The sequence below is a fragment of the Ensifer adhaerens genome (genome assembly GCF_028993555.1).
Lineage (GTDB): Bacteria > Pseudomonadota > Alphaproteobacteria > Rhizobiales > Rhizobiaceae > Ensifer > Ensifer adhaerens_I.
The window spans coordinates 1,432,169-1,448,692 of the sequence record NZ_CP118611.1; the positions used below are offsets into that span (position 1 = coordinate 1,432,169).

Here is a 16,524-nt window from a genome sequence, read left to right on the forward strand (position 1 = left end):
CTTTCCTACATGACGGTGCGGATAAGACCGCCGTCGATCCGCAATGCCGCGCCGTTGACAATGCCGGTGCGGGAGGATCCGAGGAAGGTGACGAAATCCGCCACTTCCTCCGGCTTAGAGAGGCGCTGGATCAGTGATGTCGGCCGGTTTTCGGCGACGAAGCGGCGCTCTGCATCCGGTTTCGGCACGCCTGGATAAAGGCCTGCTATGAGGGCGGCTACGCCTTCGGTGCTGCACGGACCAGGAAGGACGGAATTCACCGTAACGTTCGTGCCCTTTGTCGTCTCGGCGAGGTTGCGCGCAAGCGAGAGCTGCATGGTCTTGGTCGCGCTGTAGGCCGGCATCTCCGGGGCCGGATTGATGCCCGATTCACTTGCCATGAAGATGACGCGGCCAGCGTCGCGTGCCAGCATCTTCGGCAGGTAGTGCCGGGCGAGCCGAACGCCGCTCATAACATTGACTTCGATGAGTTCGTACCAGCGGTCATCGCCGGCTTTGTAGACATCGACGGCCTCGTAGATGCCGAGATTGACGATCAGCACATCTACGTCGGGGCAGTTCGCGATCAGTTCCTCGCAGCCTTCCCGCGTGCCGGAATTGCCGACGGCCGTCTCCAGCTTCGCCTCGGGAAGCTCGTCGCGAAGACGCGCCGCGGCTCGATCGATCGTATCGGCGCTACGGCCGTTGAGTACGACCGTCGCGCCTTCGCGGGCCATCGCACGCGCGATGGCGAAGCCCAGGCCGCCGGTCGAGGCGGTAATCAGGCAGCGTCGGTTTTTGTATCCCAAGTCCATCGGTCAATATCCTTTCTTAGTTCAAAGTGTCGTCTGGACGGTAAACCGCCGAAGGTTCCGGCCGTGTCAGACCGAGGAATACGTCCTCCAGCGTGGGCGTATCCGCGTCGACGGAGAGGACGGTGAGACCCGCCGCCGACAACAGGGCTGCCACGCGAGCACGGGCAGCCCGCACGTCGTCTGGCGGAGTCTTCAGGACAATGCGTACGTGCTGCGGACCGACCTGCCGGGCTCCTTCAATGTCGTTGACGGATGCAATCACTCGGAGCGCCTCAACCGCGGGCTCGAAGAGTTCGACTTGCAGGCCGCCCTGCCCCCACCCGGCGGCGGCGATGTCGCAAGGCCGACCGTCGGCGATCACCGCACCTTCGCGCATAAAGACGACGCTATCGCAGACCCGCTCCATCTCAGCCAGCTGGTGGGATGAAAACAGCAGCGTGACTCCGTCGGCCTTCATCTCACGAAAGACGGCGCGCATGTCGGCCACTCCGTTGGGATCGAGGCCAAGGGTCGGCTCGTCTAGCATCAGAAACTCCGGCCTGTGCAGCATGACGCGCGCGAGGCACGCCCGTTGCTGCATCCCACGGGAAAATGCGCCGAGCCGCCGTTCGGCCGCCTGCCTTAGCCCGACGCGGTCGAGTGTTTCGCGGACGCGCGCCGCGGCTTCGGGCACGCCATAGAGATCGGCAAAGAAGCGAAGATAGGCCTTCGCCGTCATGTCCGGATAGATGCGCGGCCTCTCCTGCAGGTAGCCGATGCGCGTCCGCATGCCGGCAAGTCTGCGACGGTCTCGGATACCAAAAAACTCGATCTCGCCGGCATCCGGTTCCACCAACCCCATGATCATGCCCATGACGGTGGTCTTTCCAGCGCCATTCGGTCCGAGGAATCCGGTGACCTCGCCGCTGGCCACGGAGAAGCTCGCCTGCCGGACCGCCAGCTTCGCTCCGAAGGCCTTGGTGAGACCGTCAACGACAAGAGCATGCGTCGCCATTAACGTCAGCCTTCTCAGTAAATCGCCGGCATCATGTAGAGCCGCGAGAGGTTGATCACGATCATCGTGACGCCGGCTGCGAGCAGGAACTCCATCGGCCAAGCGAGCAGCTTCACCCGGTCGTTCCAGACCTTCAACGCCACGATCACTACGACGGCGGTCAGTGAAGCCGGCCAGTGCGACACGTTGCCGGTCATGACGGTGCAGGAACCGAGAAGCAGCGCCAGAATGAGGCAAAGCACGAATTTTCCCTGCATCTCAGTTCTCCTCGTTTTCTGACCGGCTCGCAGCCGCTTGCGCGATCGTGCGGCCCGAACCGCGCTCAAATAGATATATCCAGTTCGGGTCGAAACCGGCGTAGAGGCGGCTACCCTCCTCCTTAGCCAGATGAGCGGTTTCAGTTGTGGAACTGCGCGTGGTGACGGTCACGGGGCCGCACTTCAGGACATAGAGGTTCTCGGCGCCAGTGGGCTCGAAGGAATAGAGTTCGACGGCGACAGCATGGGCGCTATCGGCGGTGTCGCTGATGGAAATGTGCTCCGGCCGGATTCCAAGCCTCACGCTTTCTCCAACAAGCCTCTCGACGCCATTGTCCCGGACCCAGCCCTCAGCGAGCGGGATTTCGAAATTCTCCGTCAAGGCGACGATCCGACCGTCGATGCGGGCTATGCGCACATCGAACACGTTCATCTGCGGTTCGCCCACGAAACTGGCGACAAACTCCGTCGCGGGACGCTCGAAAATTTCGCGCGGGTTGGCGAATTGCAACATCTCGCCATCCTTCATAACGATGATGCGGTCCGCCATAGTCATGGCTTCGAGCTGATCGTGCGTCACGAAGATCGTGGTGACGCCGACGGTCTTCTGGATGTGGCGCAACTCGGCGCGCATCTGGCCCCGCAATTGCGCGTCGAGATGGGACATCGGCTCGTCCATGAGAAAGACGTCAGCGTCGCGCACCAGCATGCGGGCAATCGCTACGCGCTGCAGCTGGCCCGCCGAGAGTTGATCGGGTTTGCGCTGCAGCACTTCGGTGATCTGCATGGTGCGGGCGACCGCTTCAACCTTGCGAGCGATCTCGGCACGCGGAAGCCGCCGCACTTCCAGCGGATAGGCAATGTTGCCGAAGACCGTCAGGTGACGGTAGAGGCCATAGTCCTGGAACACCATTCCCACATTGCGATGACGCGGACGCAGGTAGGTGACGTTCCGGCCGCCGATGGCGATGCGTCCGTCGCTTGGCATTTCAAGGCCGGCGATCATGCGCAGCGTCGTCGTCTTGCCGCACCCCGAGGGGCCAAGAAGGAAGACGAACTCGCCGTCGTTGACCGTGATGTTCACGCCATGCACGGCCTGGAACGCGCCGAACTGCTTCACCAAACCATTGATCTCGATTTCAGCCATGGCGGTGCTCCAATGTTTTGCTTGCGCTGTTGCGGAAGGGGATCATTTGCGTACCACCCCCTGTGAGAGACCGCTGATGAACTGGCGCTGCAGCAGCAGCACGAAAAGGATCAGAGGCGCTGTGATAAGGACGACCGCGGCGCCTAGCACGTTCCAGCGAATGTCCGCTCCGATCGAATAGGCCATGATGGCCGGCGGCATGGTCTTCGCCTGATTGCTGGTGAGGAAGGTGGCAAAGGCGAATTCGTTCCAGGAGAGGATCATAACGAAGATAGCGGTCGCTGTGATCGAAGGCGCCATGACCGGCAGCGTCACCTTGCGGAAGGCGGCGAACCAAGTGTCGCCGTCAACCATCGCTGATTCTTCGTATCGGCGCGGGATGTCACGGAAATAGCCGGTCAGCATCCAGACAACGAAGGGTAACTGCATGGCGGTGTAGAGGATGATGAGCCCAAGCAGCGTATCTAGCAGACCTGCGGTCTGGAACGTGACGAAGATCGGGATCAAGACCGCTACCGGCGGCATCATGCGGTTAGTGAGCACCCAGAAGGACACGTCGTCCCGACCGGGAAAATCGTAGCGCGCGAGCGCATAGGCGCAGAACATTCCGATCGTCACCGAGAAGAACGTGGAGGCGAGCGAAACGACCACGCTGTTGAAGAAGTTCTTGAGGATGCCCTTCTCGGAAATGAGGTAGTTGAACGCTTCGAGGGAGGGCGTGAAGAACCAGGTCGGTGTTGCGGATGCCGACGTTGCGCCGTCCATGAAGCCTGTCATCACCACCCAGAGATAAGGCAGGAAGTTGACGACGCAGACGAGGACGATGACGACATAGACCCACCAGTTGCGCTGCACCGGCGGCGCATTGGGCGATTCCATCGTGTAGCTGAGCTTTTTCATGGAAACCTCCTATTCGGCCAGTTCGGTTTTCGAGCGGAAGACGCGAATGAACACGAAGCTCATGACGATGATGATCATCATCATGATCAGCGAGAGCGCTGCGGCCTTGGACGCGTCGAAGAACTCGAGACCGGTCTTCGTGAGATAGACATTGAGGGTGGTGGTGGCGTTGCCCGGGCCGCCGCGCGTCATGATGACGATGAGTTCATAAGTGCGGAAGGCGTCCATGGTGCGGATGATCACTGCAATGAGGATCGCGGGCCGCAGCAGCGGCATGGTGATCGTCCAGAAAACACGCCAGGATCCGGCCCCGTCGATTTCCGCCGCCTCGTAAGGTTGTCGCGGAATAGAGGCAAGTCCAGCCGAAAGCATCAGGAACATGAACGGTGTCCATTCCCAAACATCGACGAAGACAAGGGTCTGGAAAGCGATGTTCGGATCGGACAGGAACGGGATTTCACCAAGTCCGAGCGCCCGCGTGATGCCGCCGACATAATAGGTCATGAGACCGGCGCCCGGATAGAACATGTAGCGCCAGATGAGCGCAGCGACGAGTGGCGGCAGAATCATTGGAATGAGGATGAAAATGCGCATGTAGGCGATGCCGCGCAACTGTCGCTGGAACAGTAGCGCAAGCCCGAGCCCCAGCCAGAACTCGATAAAAACCGCCTGCACCGTGAAGAACAACGTCTTGCGCATGGCGTGCCAGAATTCCGGGTCCTGCACGACGGCCTGATATTGGTACAGTCCGACGAAGAATTGCGGAATATAGGGCTTGGACAGGATGACGTTGTGGCTCGCGATGTAGAGCGAGTATAGGAACGGATAGATGCCAAGCGCGAACAGAATGATCAGCGTCGGCGCCATCAGCACCCAGGGAAAAATGGTCCGGTTCGAGGGACCGAAACGGGACAGGAAACCCCGTTGCCCGAAGGCCAGCGTCGGGGTTGCAGTGGTATGTTCCGAGATCGACATGTCTCAGTCCCCTTGCATTACGATTGAGAAAAGGGGCGCGCGCTTCTGGAGGAAAGGCGCGCCGGCCGGCCCGGGTGCCGATCGCACCCGGGATAGACCTAGAGCTCAGTTCCACTTCGACGGCAGGCGATCGTAGTAGCTCAGGTCGCGCCAAAGCTGTTTGGGCAGATCGTTGCGGCCTGGAATGTAATAGCCGCCCTTGCGCATCGCATCGGTCATGCGCTTTTCCATGTTGGCGGCGGCCGTCTTGCTATCGATCTCGCCGATCCAGACCCGGTTGCCCTCCTCACCCATGATGTCGGAGATTTCCGCCCATTCCGGCACCCGGATACGCTCGTCCGGATTGGTTTCCTTCAGCATGAAGTCATAGACCACCGGCCACCAGGGTTGATACTTGGCGAGCGTCTCGCTCTTGTAGGTGGAGTGCCGCGAAGGACCCGCGCCATACTGGGTGGCTCGCGTCTGGATGTCCTTCGACGTCAGCCATTGAATAAAGGTCCAGGTGGCTTCCTTATTTTTGGAATCCTTGGAAAGGCCGAGCGACCAGGCACCGAACCAGGGGTCGATCACGCCGTTCGGGCCGACTGGCGTGTGAAGATGGACGTTCTTGCCGGCGACCTTCGCCTGGCTATCGGGGTCTTCGAAGAACCCCTTGACGAAGTCCTGGTAGTTCCAGGTCCCGAAAGCGTTGCCGGTCTGATAGACTGCGGTTGCTTCGCCGATGCCCCAATTGGCGCTATCGGCCGGCATGAACTGCTTGAAGCCCGTGAAGTAGTCGATTGATGCGATCGTACGCTCGTTGTTGATCGAAATCTTCCAGTCCTTGTCGACGTATTCATCACCCTTGGTCTCGGGCGTCTGGAAGGCATAGAGATAGGGCAGATAAGTGACGCCCCAGAACCAGCGGCCCGGGATGTTCGCGAAGCCGATCATGTTGCTTTCGGGGTTGTTCACTTTCTTGGCAGCGTCGAACATGTACTGCGTGGTGAACTCCGGCGAGAAGCGTTCGGGCAGCTTGAAGCCGGCCTTTTCCGCAATGTCCGTGCGGAAGGTGGTGCCTACAGGACCCGCCCCGATCGGCATAGTAAAGAGCGTATCGTTGAAGACGCCCGTGCCGCTGATGACCCGCGGCAGGAAATCGTCGATGTCGTAGTCGGCGTCGGTCAGGTCCGCATTCTTGACGTAGGGCATCAGCGGTTCGAGGAAACCTGCGGCCGCATATTCGGCGAGCCACATCACGTCCACGGCGAAGAAATCATACGTGCCGGTGCCCTGCTGCATCTCGACCAGTGACTTCTGCCGGTAGTTTTCGAACGGCACCTCGTCGACGACGATCTTGATACCGTATTTCTTCTCAAATTCGGGAAAGAACTTCGAGAGCGCGGCGAACTGCGGCATGGATGGCGCAAGGAAATGGATGGTGGTGCCGGCCAGCGATTTTTGCGCCTCGGTCTGAGCGTGCACGGGCAACGCCAGCGTCCAAAGCGAAAGACCGGCCGCGAGAGCGCCCGTAGTTTTCATGATGTTCATTTTCTCCTCCTCAGGTTTGTCAGTGCATGCGTACCCACCACCAAGCCCAGTCAGGCGTGGATTCTTGTTTTCCCCTTTGTCGTGAAGCGCGCCTGGCGCACGGTGCGGCCGGCGCCCGCATCAAACAGATACGCAAAGTCCGGATCGATACGGAACGAGATCGGCGCGCCTATGGTCCGGGGATACTTGAGCGCGGCGTCGATCGAAGACATCGCGCGGATCACCGTGCCATTGACCTCGATATCGAAGACAACACGCGAGCCTAGCGTTTCAACAGCAAACACCGTGCCGTTGACCCGGCAGGCATGCACGCTATCGATCGGGCACAGGGAAATGTGCTGCGGACGGAGGCCCAGGAGATACTTCTCCCCGGTCTTCAGCGGCTCCCCCTCCTGCATCCAATCCGGATCCACCTCGATATCGGACGTGCCGATACGCAGGAAGTGGCGCCCGTTCGATTGCGAAATAGCCGCCTGCATAACGTTCATCGGCGGCTCGCCGATAAAGGTCGCTGCGAAAAGTGTTGCCGGCCGGTCGAAGAGTTCCTGCGGCGCGGCGATCTGCTCGATCCGCCCCTTGTTGATCAACACGATCCGGTCCGCCATGGTCATGGCTTCCAGCTGATCGTGGGAGACATAGAGCATTGTCGCTCGGAAATCGCGCTGCAAACGTTTGAATTCGACGCGCATGCGCGCCCGTAGCTGAGCGTCGAGATGAGAAATCGGCTCATCCAGCAGGAAGACGTCGGCGTCGCGCACCAGCGCCCGACCGATCGCCACACGCTGCTGCTGGCCGCCAGAGAGTTGGCTTGGGCGACGCTCCAGCAGCTTTTCGATCTGCAGGGTCTCGGCCACTCCGGCAATGTGACGACGGATATCGGCGTCCGGCATTTTCCGGATGCGCAGCGGGTACGCGAGATTCTCAAAGACCGTTAGGTGCGGAAACAGCGAGTGTTTGTCATAGACCATCGCGAGGTTACGCTCGCGCGGAGTCCAGCGGGTCACGTCGCGGCCGCCGATCATTATGCGACCCGAACTCGCCTCTTCCAAGCCTGCGACGAGACGCAATGTCGTGGTCTTACCTGCGCCTGACGGACCAAGCAGAAAAACCGCCTCACGGTCGGCCACGTCGAGCGAAACGCCATTCAGCGCTGAAAAGCCACCCTTGAAGGCCTTTGCAAGATTTTCGATCTGAAGATCAGCCATTTTCTTCTCGCCTCGAAGTCAGAGAAAGGCACAGACTGCGTGGCGCGGGCGGCCCGCACCAAGACAACCGAAAACCTGCGCGTACGCGCTCCATAGAACCTTAGGCACTGTTCGATCCTCCCTTTCCTGCACTCCACTGCAGGCGCAGCCTTCCAGCAGATGATCGCGCCATTCCCCTTGGCCTCGTGCGATACCCGTCATCTGCGGTATGTAGAATTAAATTTTTTCGATAACATTTGCAAGAAAAAAAATTTGATGCGATCGAAAATCTGCGACATTCGCTTTCATCGCTACGGTTAAAAACACCGGTCCCGGCGTGATCCAGCGACTGGCGGACTATTCAGCCCTACGGCGTCGCCCACCCTGGAGAGCAAACGGCAATTGTTCGCCGAACGCGAAGACCGCATTCGTCGCACTAGTCAAAGAATGGTTAGGCAAGAGGCCCCGAGTGGCCGTCGCGGTCACGGCACCTGAAAGAGGTCCGTCAGGCCGCAATAGAGCCCCGAACCACTAGCCAGAACTAGTCCGCCGTTTCCCAGTGATCCAGGCGCCTGCGGATAGGTCGAGAAACGACCGCCGGCCGCTTTGATGAGCGCGAGCCCTGCCACGGCATCCCAGGGCCACATATGGCGCTCGAAATAGCCGTCCACTCGGCCCGCCGCCACATAGGCCAACATCAGGGCACCAGCGCCTACCTGACGAAAACTGCCTCCGGCGGAGAACAGACGTTCCGCGTCGGCTGCAAATGCCGCCGGCGGGATGCGATGATTGTGCCCCAGGCCAAGGGCTGTACGATCGATGCTGGCGGTAGCGCTCGTCGAAATCGGCATTCCATTGAGAACTGGGGTGATTTCATCAGCGCCGGCGAAAAGCTCGTCGCGTATGGGATCGTAAACCACGCCGAGTACAGGCTCGCCCTTCGACCAGAGGCCGATCGAAACGCACCAGTTGGGCGCGCCCTTTAGATAATTCGTTGTGCCGTCGAGTGGATCGACGCACCAGGTGCATTCCGCCGCTTCCGCCCCGGAGATGCCGGTTTCCTCGCCGAGAAAACCATCTTCAGGAAAGGCCGGCCGGAGAATGGATGCGATCGCCTCCTCCGCCTCACGATCGGCGATGGATACGAAGTCGTTCAGACCCTTCTGTTCGATGACGAGTCCGGCGCGGCGACCATAGTGGTCGAGCAGCAAGCGCCCGGCCTTGCGGGCGGCCTGCTCGGCCATTGCCAATCGGGATTCCAGCCGTTGGGAGGAGGCGAATTTATGGGCCAACCTCAATCCTCAGTAGCGTGTCAACGCAGTCACATCAGACGTGCGCTCGAGCCCTTCGATTGCCCGCCCGAAGTTGCGAACTGCGTACAGCGAATAGAGCACGTCGATGACCTGCAGCTGCGCGATCTTCGAAACCATGGATTCGTGGTATTCGCCTGGCCCGACAACACCGGTAATGGTGGGCGTAAAAAGGCAGATATCCGCGTGCCGCACGATCGGTGAATCCGGGAAGGAAGTGATCGCCAATGTCGTCGCGCCTTGGAGTTTCGCTTGTTGCAGGCTGTCGACGGTCGAAATCGTGCGGCCGGAATTCGAGACGCCGATCGCCAGCGATTTCGGCCCAAGCGTCGAGGTCGAGATCTGCCGGATACCAAGGTCACGGAAAAACAGGCAGCGTTTGCCGACCCGCATGAAACGCAGCAGCGCATTTTCCACACATATCAGCGAGGCTCCCATGGCGAAGAAACCGAGCACGTCAGCCTCTTCGATCGCCCCCACGGCGCGCTCCAATTCCTTTTCCGCAAGCCCGGCCCGCGTATCGGAGACGGTCATCGCATACCGGGCGGCCACCTTCGAGAGCACCGATGACGTATTGTCCTGATCGGTGATGTCTTCATAGACGTGGCGGTCGGACAGCGTTTCGGCGGTCGACGCACCTTGGGACAGTTCCTCCGCGATAAGGATCTTAAACTGCTGGAAACTCTGGACATCGATCTCGCGAACGAAGCGTGTCACCGTGGATTCCGATACCTCGCACTGGACAGCGAGATCCTTAATCGAGATAGACTTGATTTCCTCCGGCGCCTTGAGGACCCGGTCGGCGATACGCCGCAAGGCTGGATTCATGTACCCGGCCTTCCAGCGTATCCGCATCAAAATGGATTGCCTGTTGTCCGCTGCATTGTCCATCGATCACGACTCCGACTGTTGCCTCGCAATTCTATAACCGTCAAACTCACAAGAATGAAATTTCTTTTTCACCAGACCTTGCATCCGGCTTTGGCATTTTTCCGCATCACGCAGAGAACGTCGTATGCCGAACGCGCAGCCACCAGCGAATCTTCCCAAGCCTCGCGCCATAGACGCACGCCACCGACGAGCGCATCGCTCAGCACGCGGGAGGAAAAGGCCTCGACCGTGAAGTCCCCTGTGTAGCCAGCGCTTTCCAACGTCCTAAAGTAGGCCGAGAGGTCGAAATGACCACCACCCAGCACTCCGCGATTGCTGTCAGCGACATGGGCGTATCCGAGCAGGGACGCGTTGCGGTGGATGGCTGCGGCGATGTCCCCCTCTTCGATGTTCATGTGGAATGTGTCCATGTGGATGAAGAGGTTGGACCCGCCCGAAGCACGGATGAGGGAAGCCGCCTCGTCGAGCGTGTTCGCAAGATAGCTTTCATAGCGATTGACCGGCTCCAGCCCCAGGCGGACGCCCAGTTCGCCCGCGCGGCGGTCGAGTCGGGATAGGCTTTCGGCGACTCGCGCCCGCGCATCCTTGGTCGCCGGCGCGCCATAGTTGGAAAAGGCGGCATAGGTAATGCCTGACACCGCGGGTGCCTCGAGTTCCGAGGCGATTTCCAGAGCGCGGGCGACCGTCTCTTCGCCACGCCGGGCGAGCATCCCGTCTGCCGAAGAAATGTCCGCGTCGGGCCCGAGCGCCATACCGAGGCGAAGCCCCAGGCCGGTCTCGCGCGTCACCCGCCGGGTAAGTGGGATATCGAGCGCCGAGGGATCGAACATCAGCACCTCTATCAGGTCGTAACCGATTTCGGATGCCGCGCGACATGCCGCGCTCGCGTTGGACGCGTCCCATTGGTCCGAAAATACGAGGGAGTGGACGCCGATCTTGCCTGACATGAATTGTACTCCTCCATTTCCATCCGGGCCGGGACTTGCCGCGCCAGGCCGGATTTTCTTCTAACGACGGGGTCAGTAGCCCGGATGCCTTTCAAGCGACTTCCCGGCGGGGCAAGGGCTGCCGCGCGTTCATGCTCGCGACCGCAGCATCGATGTGACCACGCATGAAGCGCAGCCCCTTGGTCGCAAGATCCAAGCTATCGGTCCAATGAGTGGTCCACGCAGCCAGGACATCGGCCACGCCTCCCTTGAGGACGGCCGGCGAGAACGCCTCGAACACCACTGGCCCATCATAGGAGGTGCGGACCAAAGCCCGGAAATACTCGTGGAAGTCAACCGATCCAGAGCCGAGATAGCCGCGATTGCTCTCGCCGACGTGGACATGGCCGATGGCATCGACGTTGCGCGCGATGGTGTCGGCGAAGTCGTGCTCCTCGATGTTCATGTGGTAGCTGTCGATATGGGCGAATAGTGCCGGCGACCCCACCGTCCGAACGATCCGCGCGGCGTCATCCACCGTGTTGACCACGTTGCTCTCATAGCGGTTGACCGCCTCGATACCGAGCCGGACGCCGGCGGCGTTGGCCCGCGCAGCGAGACGAGCATAAGTTTCGGTGACGCGGTCGATCGTACCAGCCGCCGCCGCTTGCCCGTAGCGGTGCATCGCCGAGTGTGTGACGCCGCCGAGAAGCGTCGAGCCCATGTCTCGCGTCGCCAGGATCGCGTCCGAGATGAACTGCTCGCCGGCCCTTGCCACTGCCGGATCTGCGCTGGAGATATCGGCGGCTGGGTTGAGCGCCATGCCGGTGACGGCGCCGATGCCAGCCGCGGCAAGCGCCTTTGCTGTGACGTCAGGACGTGCATCTTTGGGCTCGAAGATCACCGCCTCTATCAGGTCGTATCCAGTCTCTGCCGTATTACCGACGGCATAACGTATTGACTCCTCGGTCCAGTCGGTGACCCAGACGAGTGCGTGAACACCAAGCTGCATCCGCCGATCCCTCCTCAGCCGAAGATGGAGCGGATTGTGCCGCCATCGGCGCGATGGCAGACGCCGTTCATGGCCGCGTTTGTCATCAGCTGAACGACGCCACGCCCGTGCAGTGCTGGATCGATCAGCTTCTGCGTAAGGTTGGAGGGCTGGACGTCACGGTAGAAGTCCGCCAGCGTCTGCTCGACGGTCTTGCCCTGCTGCGCGGCGAGGTCGGCGAAGTAGGTTTCCACCGATTCGGTGGCAGTCGAGCCCGGCATGTAGCTGTTTACGCGCACATTCGTGCCGCGCGTCAGTTCCGCCAGCGAGCGACTGAGGCCAAGCATCGCGGTCTTGGTGGTGGAGTACGGCGTCATGTTGCCAATGGAGCGGATCGCGGCTTCCGAGGAGATAAAGACGATGCTGCCATCGTTCCGCGCCAGCATGTCCTTCATCACCAAGCGGGTAATGCGGATCGCCGTCATGAGATTGTGCTGGAAGTACTCCATCCAGCGCTCATCGCTGACTTCGAAGAAGTCATTGACGTCAAATACTCCGATATTGTTGACGAGGAACGATACGGGACCGAGACGGGCGGCATAGTCTGCCAAAGTCTGAGCTCCCTCCTTTGTCAGAAGATCGGCGACCACGCCGTGGGCCTGCGGGCCGATCGACGCTGCAGCCTTGTCGAGTTTGGCCTGGTCGCGGCCGTTGATGATGACGACCGCGCCCTCTTCATGGAAGGTACGCGCAATCGCGTGGCCGATGCCCGTCGCGCCGCCAGTCACGACGACGATCTTGTCCTTGAGTCCGAAATCCATGGTCCTCACTCCCTTGTCTTTTGTTCGGTTAAGCGGTCCGCGCGAATTGCGACAGCCGCTCGCAGGCCGCGTTGATCTGGTCGAAGACGGCCTCGAAGGCTGCCCGCGATTGTCCCCACGGGTCGATGATTGTGGATTCCTCGCCTGGAACCCCATACGCGCCGAGGCGACCGATGCGCGCGTGAGAGCCCTCCGGACGGAGCGTCCGGATGGCCTCCATGTTTTCGTCGTCCATGCCAAGGATCAAGTCGAACTCCTCGAAATCGGTCTTCCGGATCTGCCGTGCAACCAGTCTGTCCAGCGCGACGCCTCGGGCCGCTGCCACGGCTGTTGTTTCGGCGTGCGGCGGCTTGCCGACGTTCCAGTCCATGATCGCGGCGCTGTCGATCCGATGATGCGGCAGAGCGGCGCGCAGAATGCCGTCGGCAGTCGGTGAGCGGCAGATGTTCCCGCGGCAGACGATGAGGATTGAAAGCGCAGACTGTTCGACAGGGCGGATTTGATAGGCGGTAGATATCTCCGCCAGCCGCACTTCGGCCCGAGGTGTCAGAGCGGCTAACCGCCGCGCGCCGTCCTCGGGATCAAGCGTGTTGAAGTCGAAAAGTCCGAAGTGATGACCGATCATGGCCCGTGCGCCGATCTCATCGACGAGCGCGACAGCCTCTTCGAGCGTCAGGTTGCCAGGCACGCCGTTGGCGGCGCGCAGTGCGTCCCGGCCGTTCACCGGCAGAAGTGCCAAGTCGACCCGGAATGGCATAAGCCATTCCGCAAGACCGGGGAAAGGAATGGTGTCGCCGGAATGCCAGAGCGTTACGCCGCCGCCGGAAAGGACATAACCGAGGAAGAGATAACCGTCCGCTGTGCGCTTCAGATCCTCGTGCGCCGCGGCCGTCGCGGTGACGATGACGCCGCCGAGGTCCACGCTTTCCCCGGCGTCGATCAGCACCAGGCGCTCTTCCGGCGCGCCCCGTTCGATCACCCGCGCCTTTTCGGCGCGGGGCGCGAGCACCTTCGCCTGCGGATTGGCTGCGAGAAGCGCGGGGATCGTGCCCGGATCCATGTGATCGGTATGCCCATGGGTACAGAGCAGCCAGTCGACGCCGCGCAGGCCTCCCGGCTCGACTGGTGTTGGCGTCATCCGCTGATGCGGAAACCGGGTTCCCAGGTACTTTTCCGCAAGAGAATCGGAGAGGTAGGCATCGATGACGATGGTGAGCCCCGCCTGTCGGATTAGGAAACCCGCCTGGCCGAGCCAGGCCAGGCTGGCGCCCACCACCGCATCAAGCGCGTCCACCGTAGCAAGAGGATAAGCCTCTATGACACTCATGTCCGCACCAGGTTTTTCAAGAGGTTGTCCACAGCGACACTCGTCGCCCGGTCGACGCTTTCCTCCGTAAAACCGCCGGCATGCGGGGTCAGGATCACACGCTCGTGGCTGAGCAAAGAGGAGCTTTCCGGCGGCTCACTATGGAATACGTCGGTCGCCAGCGTCGAGACCTGTCCGCTATCAAGCGCCGCCAACATCGCGGCGTCATCGATCAGCTCGGCCCGTGCCGTGTTGACGATGATCACGCCCTTCTTCATGCGCGAGATCATGGTGCCGTCGAGAATGGGCTTTTCCCCCGGCGGGCAATGGAAGGAGACCGCGTCCGCCGAAACGAGCGCGTCTTCCAGTTCCGCGAAGCGAAATCCGGGGGGCGCGAAGCGGTCGTTCGGATAGGGATCATAACCGATCACCTCCATTCCCAACCCAAGAGCCATGCCCACAACCTCGCGGCCGATCGCACCGCAACCGATGACGGCAAGTGTTCGTCCTTTCACCTCCTGCCCTATCCGCCTGCGCCATTCTCCCTTGGCGAGTTGCTGATGCGACCAGGGGATATGCCGGTAGGACGAGAGCAGAAGCCCGACCGCGAGCTCTGCAACGCCACGGGCATTTGCCCCCATGGCACGCTCCACCGTTATGCCGCGAGCCTCGGCTTCACGAAGGTCGATGTTGTCGACCCCCGTGCCGTTGCGGCTGATGACGCGCAAGTCCTTGGCAGCGTCGAGCACCCGAACGCTGATCGGTTCTACGCCGGCCAGCCAGCCGACGCAGCCTGGGATCGCCCGCAAAAGGTCTTCCTCCGAAGGCGTTTTGCCCGGTGCAGGAAAGACGATTTCGAAACCCTCGTCCATCAGGCGCGAGAGGATTGGATGGCCCGAACCGGAGAGTGAACGGGGCGTGATAGCGATCCTACCGGGCATTGTTCTACTCGCTCAACCGTTCCAGCGGGGATTGTCGATGACGGTCGGCTTACCGTCGCGCTCGACCATCAGCTTGCGGAACCCCTTGCTTTCGATGGTGCCATAGTCATGTCCTGCGTTGCCTGGGAACGCGAAGAAGGTGACGAGCGGCTCCGTCGGGTGCACGTTGATCGAGCGGTGCGCCCAGCGGCCGGGCACATAGACCGCCTTGCCGGGCAGGAACTCGAGCCACTCCGTCTTCCCCTCGGGCGTCTCCATCATCATGTAGCCGTGGCCGCGCAGGCAGTAGTAGACCTCGGCTGTATCGATGACTGTGTGAAAATGGCCCTTGGTCATGTGATATTCGTCGCCGACCTTGCCGGGATAGGTGATCGACGTGCCATAGGCGACATCCTTCTCGCTGTCCGGCACGCCCATGTCGTAGAATTCGTAGAGAAGCGTGTCGCCCTTCGCCAGCTGCGCCTCGTACGCCGTATGGTCATGGAACATGCCTTTCATTTTCGAGAGCGTGCGGCGGATGGGCTCGCGTGTCGAGCTGAGGCCGTTGTTCAGGTTGAATTCATGGAGGCTCGGGAGCATGTCGGTCATTGCGTCGTCCTTTCAGGCGGTTGCGTCGCGGGCGATACGGCTCAAGGCCTCGAAGGCTGGCCCGGACATGGGGATGTCGATGTCGAAAACTTCGGCGATCACGCGCGTCCAGCCGTGGATGAAGTAGACCCATCCATCATGGACCGTGAGGTTTCGCACGCCTGCCGAAGCGTGAGCCTGGTCGAGAAAGACGAGGTCGCCACGATAGTTGAATTCCCAGACGAGGCCGTTTTCCGGAAACCGCACCGCATCTGTGACCGGTGACCCCGGCCCGTCCTTGCCGAGGCCCGTGGCGTTGACGACCATGGAGCCGGCGGGCAGGTCCCCCACCACCCGGTCCGCCTCTTCAGGCGTCGGTGCGAGGCGATACTCGACAGGGATCGAGAAGCCGATCTCACCGTGCACGTGGCGCATCTCGGCAAGCGAGGCTTCGCGCCGGGCCGTCACGATGAGGCGCGCCGGCACGTCACCGCCAGCTTGCTTCTTGTTGTGCAGGTAGAGGGAAAGCGCCAACGACGAGCCGCCGGAACCCAGTACGCAAAGCGTTGCGCCGGTACGCGCCCAGTAGCCTTCGGGAACGATCGCCTCGAAGCTAGCGCCTGCGGTGATCGGATCCTTCGCATGGCCGGCGAGGCGACCGTTTCGCTTTGAGATCGAACTGATCTCGTGCAGGGTGCGCGCGTAGGGGTCAAGGTCGTCGAAAATCTCGCGCGAGGCCTTCAGCAAGTTGACCTTGTGGGTTGTTACGAGCGCCCCCAGTGACAGTGGATCGGCTTTGATGAATTCGACTGCGCGGCGATAGTCGGCCGGATCGGAATTCGGAGCAAAATCGATGCCCTTCATCTCGGCATCAAGGCCGAGGTGCGCCGACCACGCCGGAAAGACCTTCATGATCGAAGATCTTCCGGTCGTAACCCCGATAAAATACATCGTGCGCCGGGAAGCTGGAACATATGCCATCAAGACGTC

Annotated in this window: 17 protein-coding genes; all 17 read right to left on the reverse strand. The window is 61.0% G+C overall.

Going from position 1 to position 16,524, the window contains the following annotated elements:
* Positions 1-5: 5 nt before the first annotated feature.
* The 17 genes from PWG15_RS26665 to PWG15_RS26745 all read right to left on the reverse strand — a co-directional run bounded on the left by PWG15_RS26665 (position 6) and on the right by PWG15_RS26745 (position 16,515).
* Entirely contained in the window at positions 6-794 is a 789-nt protein-coding gene (locus tag PWG15_RS26665) for an SDR family NAD(P)-dependent oxidoreductase (protein ID WP_275024524.1), read from the reverse strand.
* Between the two features lie 16 nt (positions 795-810).
* The gene (locus PWG15_RS26670) at positions 811-1,788 is read right to left on the reverse strand and encodes an ABC transporter ATP-binding protein (protein ID WP_275024525.1); all 978 of its coding nucleotides are present in this window, start codon (positions 1,786-1,788) and stop codon (positions 811-813) included.
* Positions 1,789-1,802: 14 nt separating this feature from the next.
* Positions 1,803-2,045: a hypothetical protein gene (locus PWG15_RS26675; RefSeq protein WP_275024526.1), complete on the reverse strand. Its 243-nt coding sequence runs from the start codon at positions 2,043-2,045 to the stop codon at positions 1,803-1,805.
* 1 nt (position 2,046) lies between these two features.
* A complete protein-coding gene (locus PWG15_RS26680) occupies positions 2,047-3,192 on the reverse strand; it encodes an ABC transporter ATP-binding protein (protein WP_275024527.1) in 1,146 nt (381 codons plus the stop codon).
* Positions 3,193-3,234: 42 nt separating this feature from the next.
* Entirely contained in the window at positions 3,235-4,092 is an 858-nt protein-coding gene (locus PWG15_RS26685) for a carbohydrate ABC transporter permease (protein WP_275024528.1), read from the reverse strand.
* 9 nt (positions 4,093-4,101) lie between these two features.
* On the reverse strand, positions 4,102-5,067 hold the full coding sequence (locus PWG15_RS26690; protein WP_275024529.1) for a carbohydrate ABC transporter permease: 966 nt from the start codon (positions 5,065-5,067) through the stop codon (positions 4,102-4,104).
* 105 nt (positions 5,068-5,172) lie between these two features.
* The gene (locus tag PWG15_RS26695) at positions 5,173-6,597 is read right to left on the reverse strand and encodes an ABC transporter substrate-binding protein (RefSeq protein WP_275024530.1); all 1,425 of its coding nucleotides are present in this window, start codon (positions 6,595-6,597) and stop codon (positions 5,173-5,175) included.
* A gap of 50 nt (positions 6,598-6,647) precedes the next feature.
* The gene (locus PWG15_RS26700; protein ID WP_275024531.1) at positions 6,648-7,724 is read right to left on the reverse strand and encodes an ABC transporter ATP-binding protein; all 1,077 of its coding nucleotides are present in this window, start codon (positions 7,722-7,724) and stop codon (positions 6,648-6,650) included.
* A gap of 539 nt (positions 7,725-8,263) precedes the next feature.
* Positions 8,264-9,025: an inositol monophosphatase family protein gene (locus PWG15_RS26705; RefSeq protein WP_275024532.1), complete on the reverse strand. Its 762-nt coding sequence runs from the start codon at positions 9,023-9,025 to the stop codon at positions 8,264-8,266.
* A 57-nt stretch (positions 9,026-9,082) separates the two neighbouring features.
* On the reverse strand, positions 9,083-9,919 hold the full coding sequence (locus PWG15_RS26710) for a MurR/RpiR family transcriptional regulator (protein ID WP_275024533.1): 837 nt from the start codon (positions 9,917-9,919) through the stop codon (positions 9,083-9,085).
* A gap of 131 nt (positions 9,920-10,050) precedes the next feature.
* Positions 10,051-10,929, reverse strand: coding sequence for a sugar phosphate isomerase/epimerase family protein (locus tag PWG15_RS26715; RefSeq protein WP_275024534.1), 879 nt, complete (start codon positions 10,927-10,929; stop codon positions 10,051-10,053).
* Between the two features lie 91 nt (positions 10,930-11,020).
* Entirely contained in the window at positions 11,021-11,920 is a 900-nt protein-coding gene (locus PWG15_RS26720; RefSeq protein WP_275024535.1) for a sugar phosphate isomerase/epimerase family protein, read from the reverse strand.
* A 14-nt stretch (positions 11,921-11,934) separates the two neighbouring features.
* Positions 11,935-12,720, reverse strand: a complete 786-nt coding sequence (locus PWG15_RS26725; RefSeq protein ID WP_275024536.1) for an SDR family NAD(P)-dependent oxidoreductase — start codon at positions 12,718-12,720, stop codon at positions 11,935-11,937.
* Positions 12,721-12,748: 28 nt separating this feature from the next.
* Positions 12,749-14,047: an arsenate reductase/protein-tyrosine-phosphatase family protein gene (locus tag PWG15_RS26730; protein WP_275024537.1), complete on the reverse strand. Its 1,299-nt coding sequence runs from the start codon at positions 14,045-14,047 to the stop codon at positions 12,749-12,751.
* Entirely contained in the window at positions 14,044-14,967 is a 924-nt protein-coding gene (locus PWG15_RS26735) for a phosphoglycerate dehydrogenase (protein ID WP_275024538.1), read from the reverse strand. The genes PWG15_RS26730 and PWG15_RS26735 overlap by 4 nt, the downstream gene beginning before the upstream one ends.
* Before the next feature lie 12 nt (positions 14,968-14,979).
* The gene (locus tag PWG15_RS26740; RefSeq protein ID WP_275024539.1) at positions 14,980-15,555 is read right to left on the reverse strand and encodes a glucose-6-phosphate isomerase; all 576 of its coding nucleotides are present in this window, start codon (positions 15,553-15,555) and stop codon (positions 14,980-14,982) included.
* Between the two features lie 12 nt (positions 15,556-15,567).
* The gene (locus PWG15_RS26745; protein ID WP_275024540.1) at positions 15,568-16,515 is read right to left on the reverse strand and encodes a shikimate dehydrogenase family protein; all 948 of its coding nucleotides are present in this window, start codon (positions 16,513-16,515) and stop codon (positions 15,568-15,570) included.
* Between the last annotated feature and the right edge of the window lie 9 nt (positions 16,516-16,524).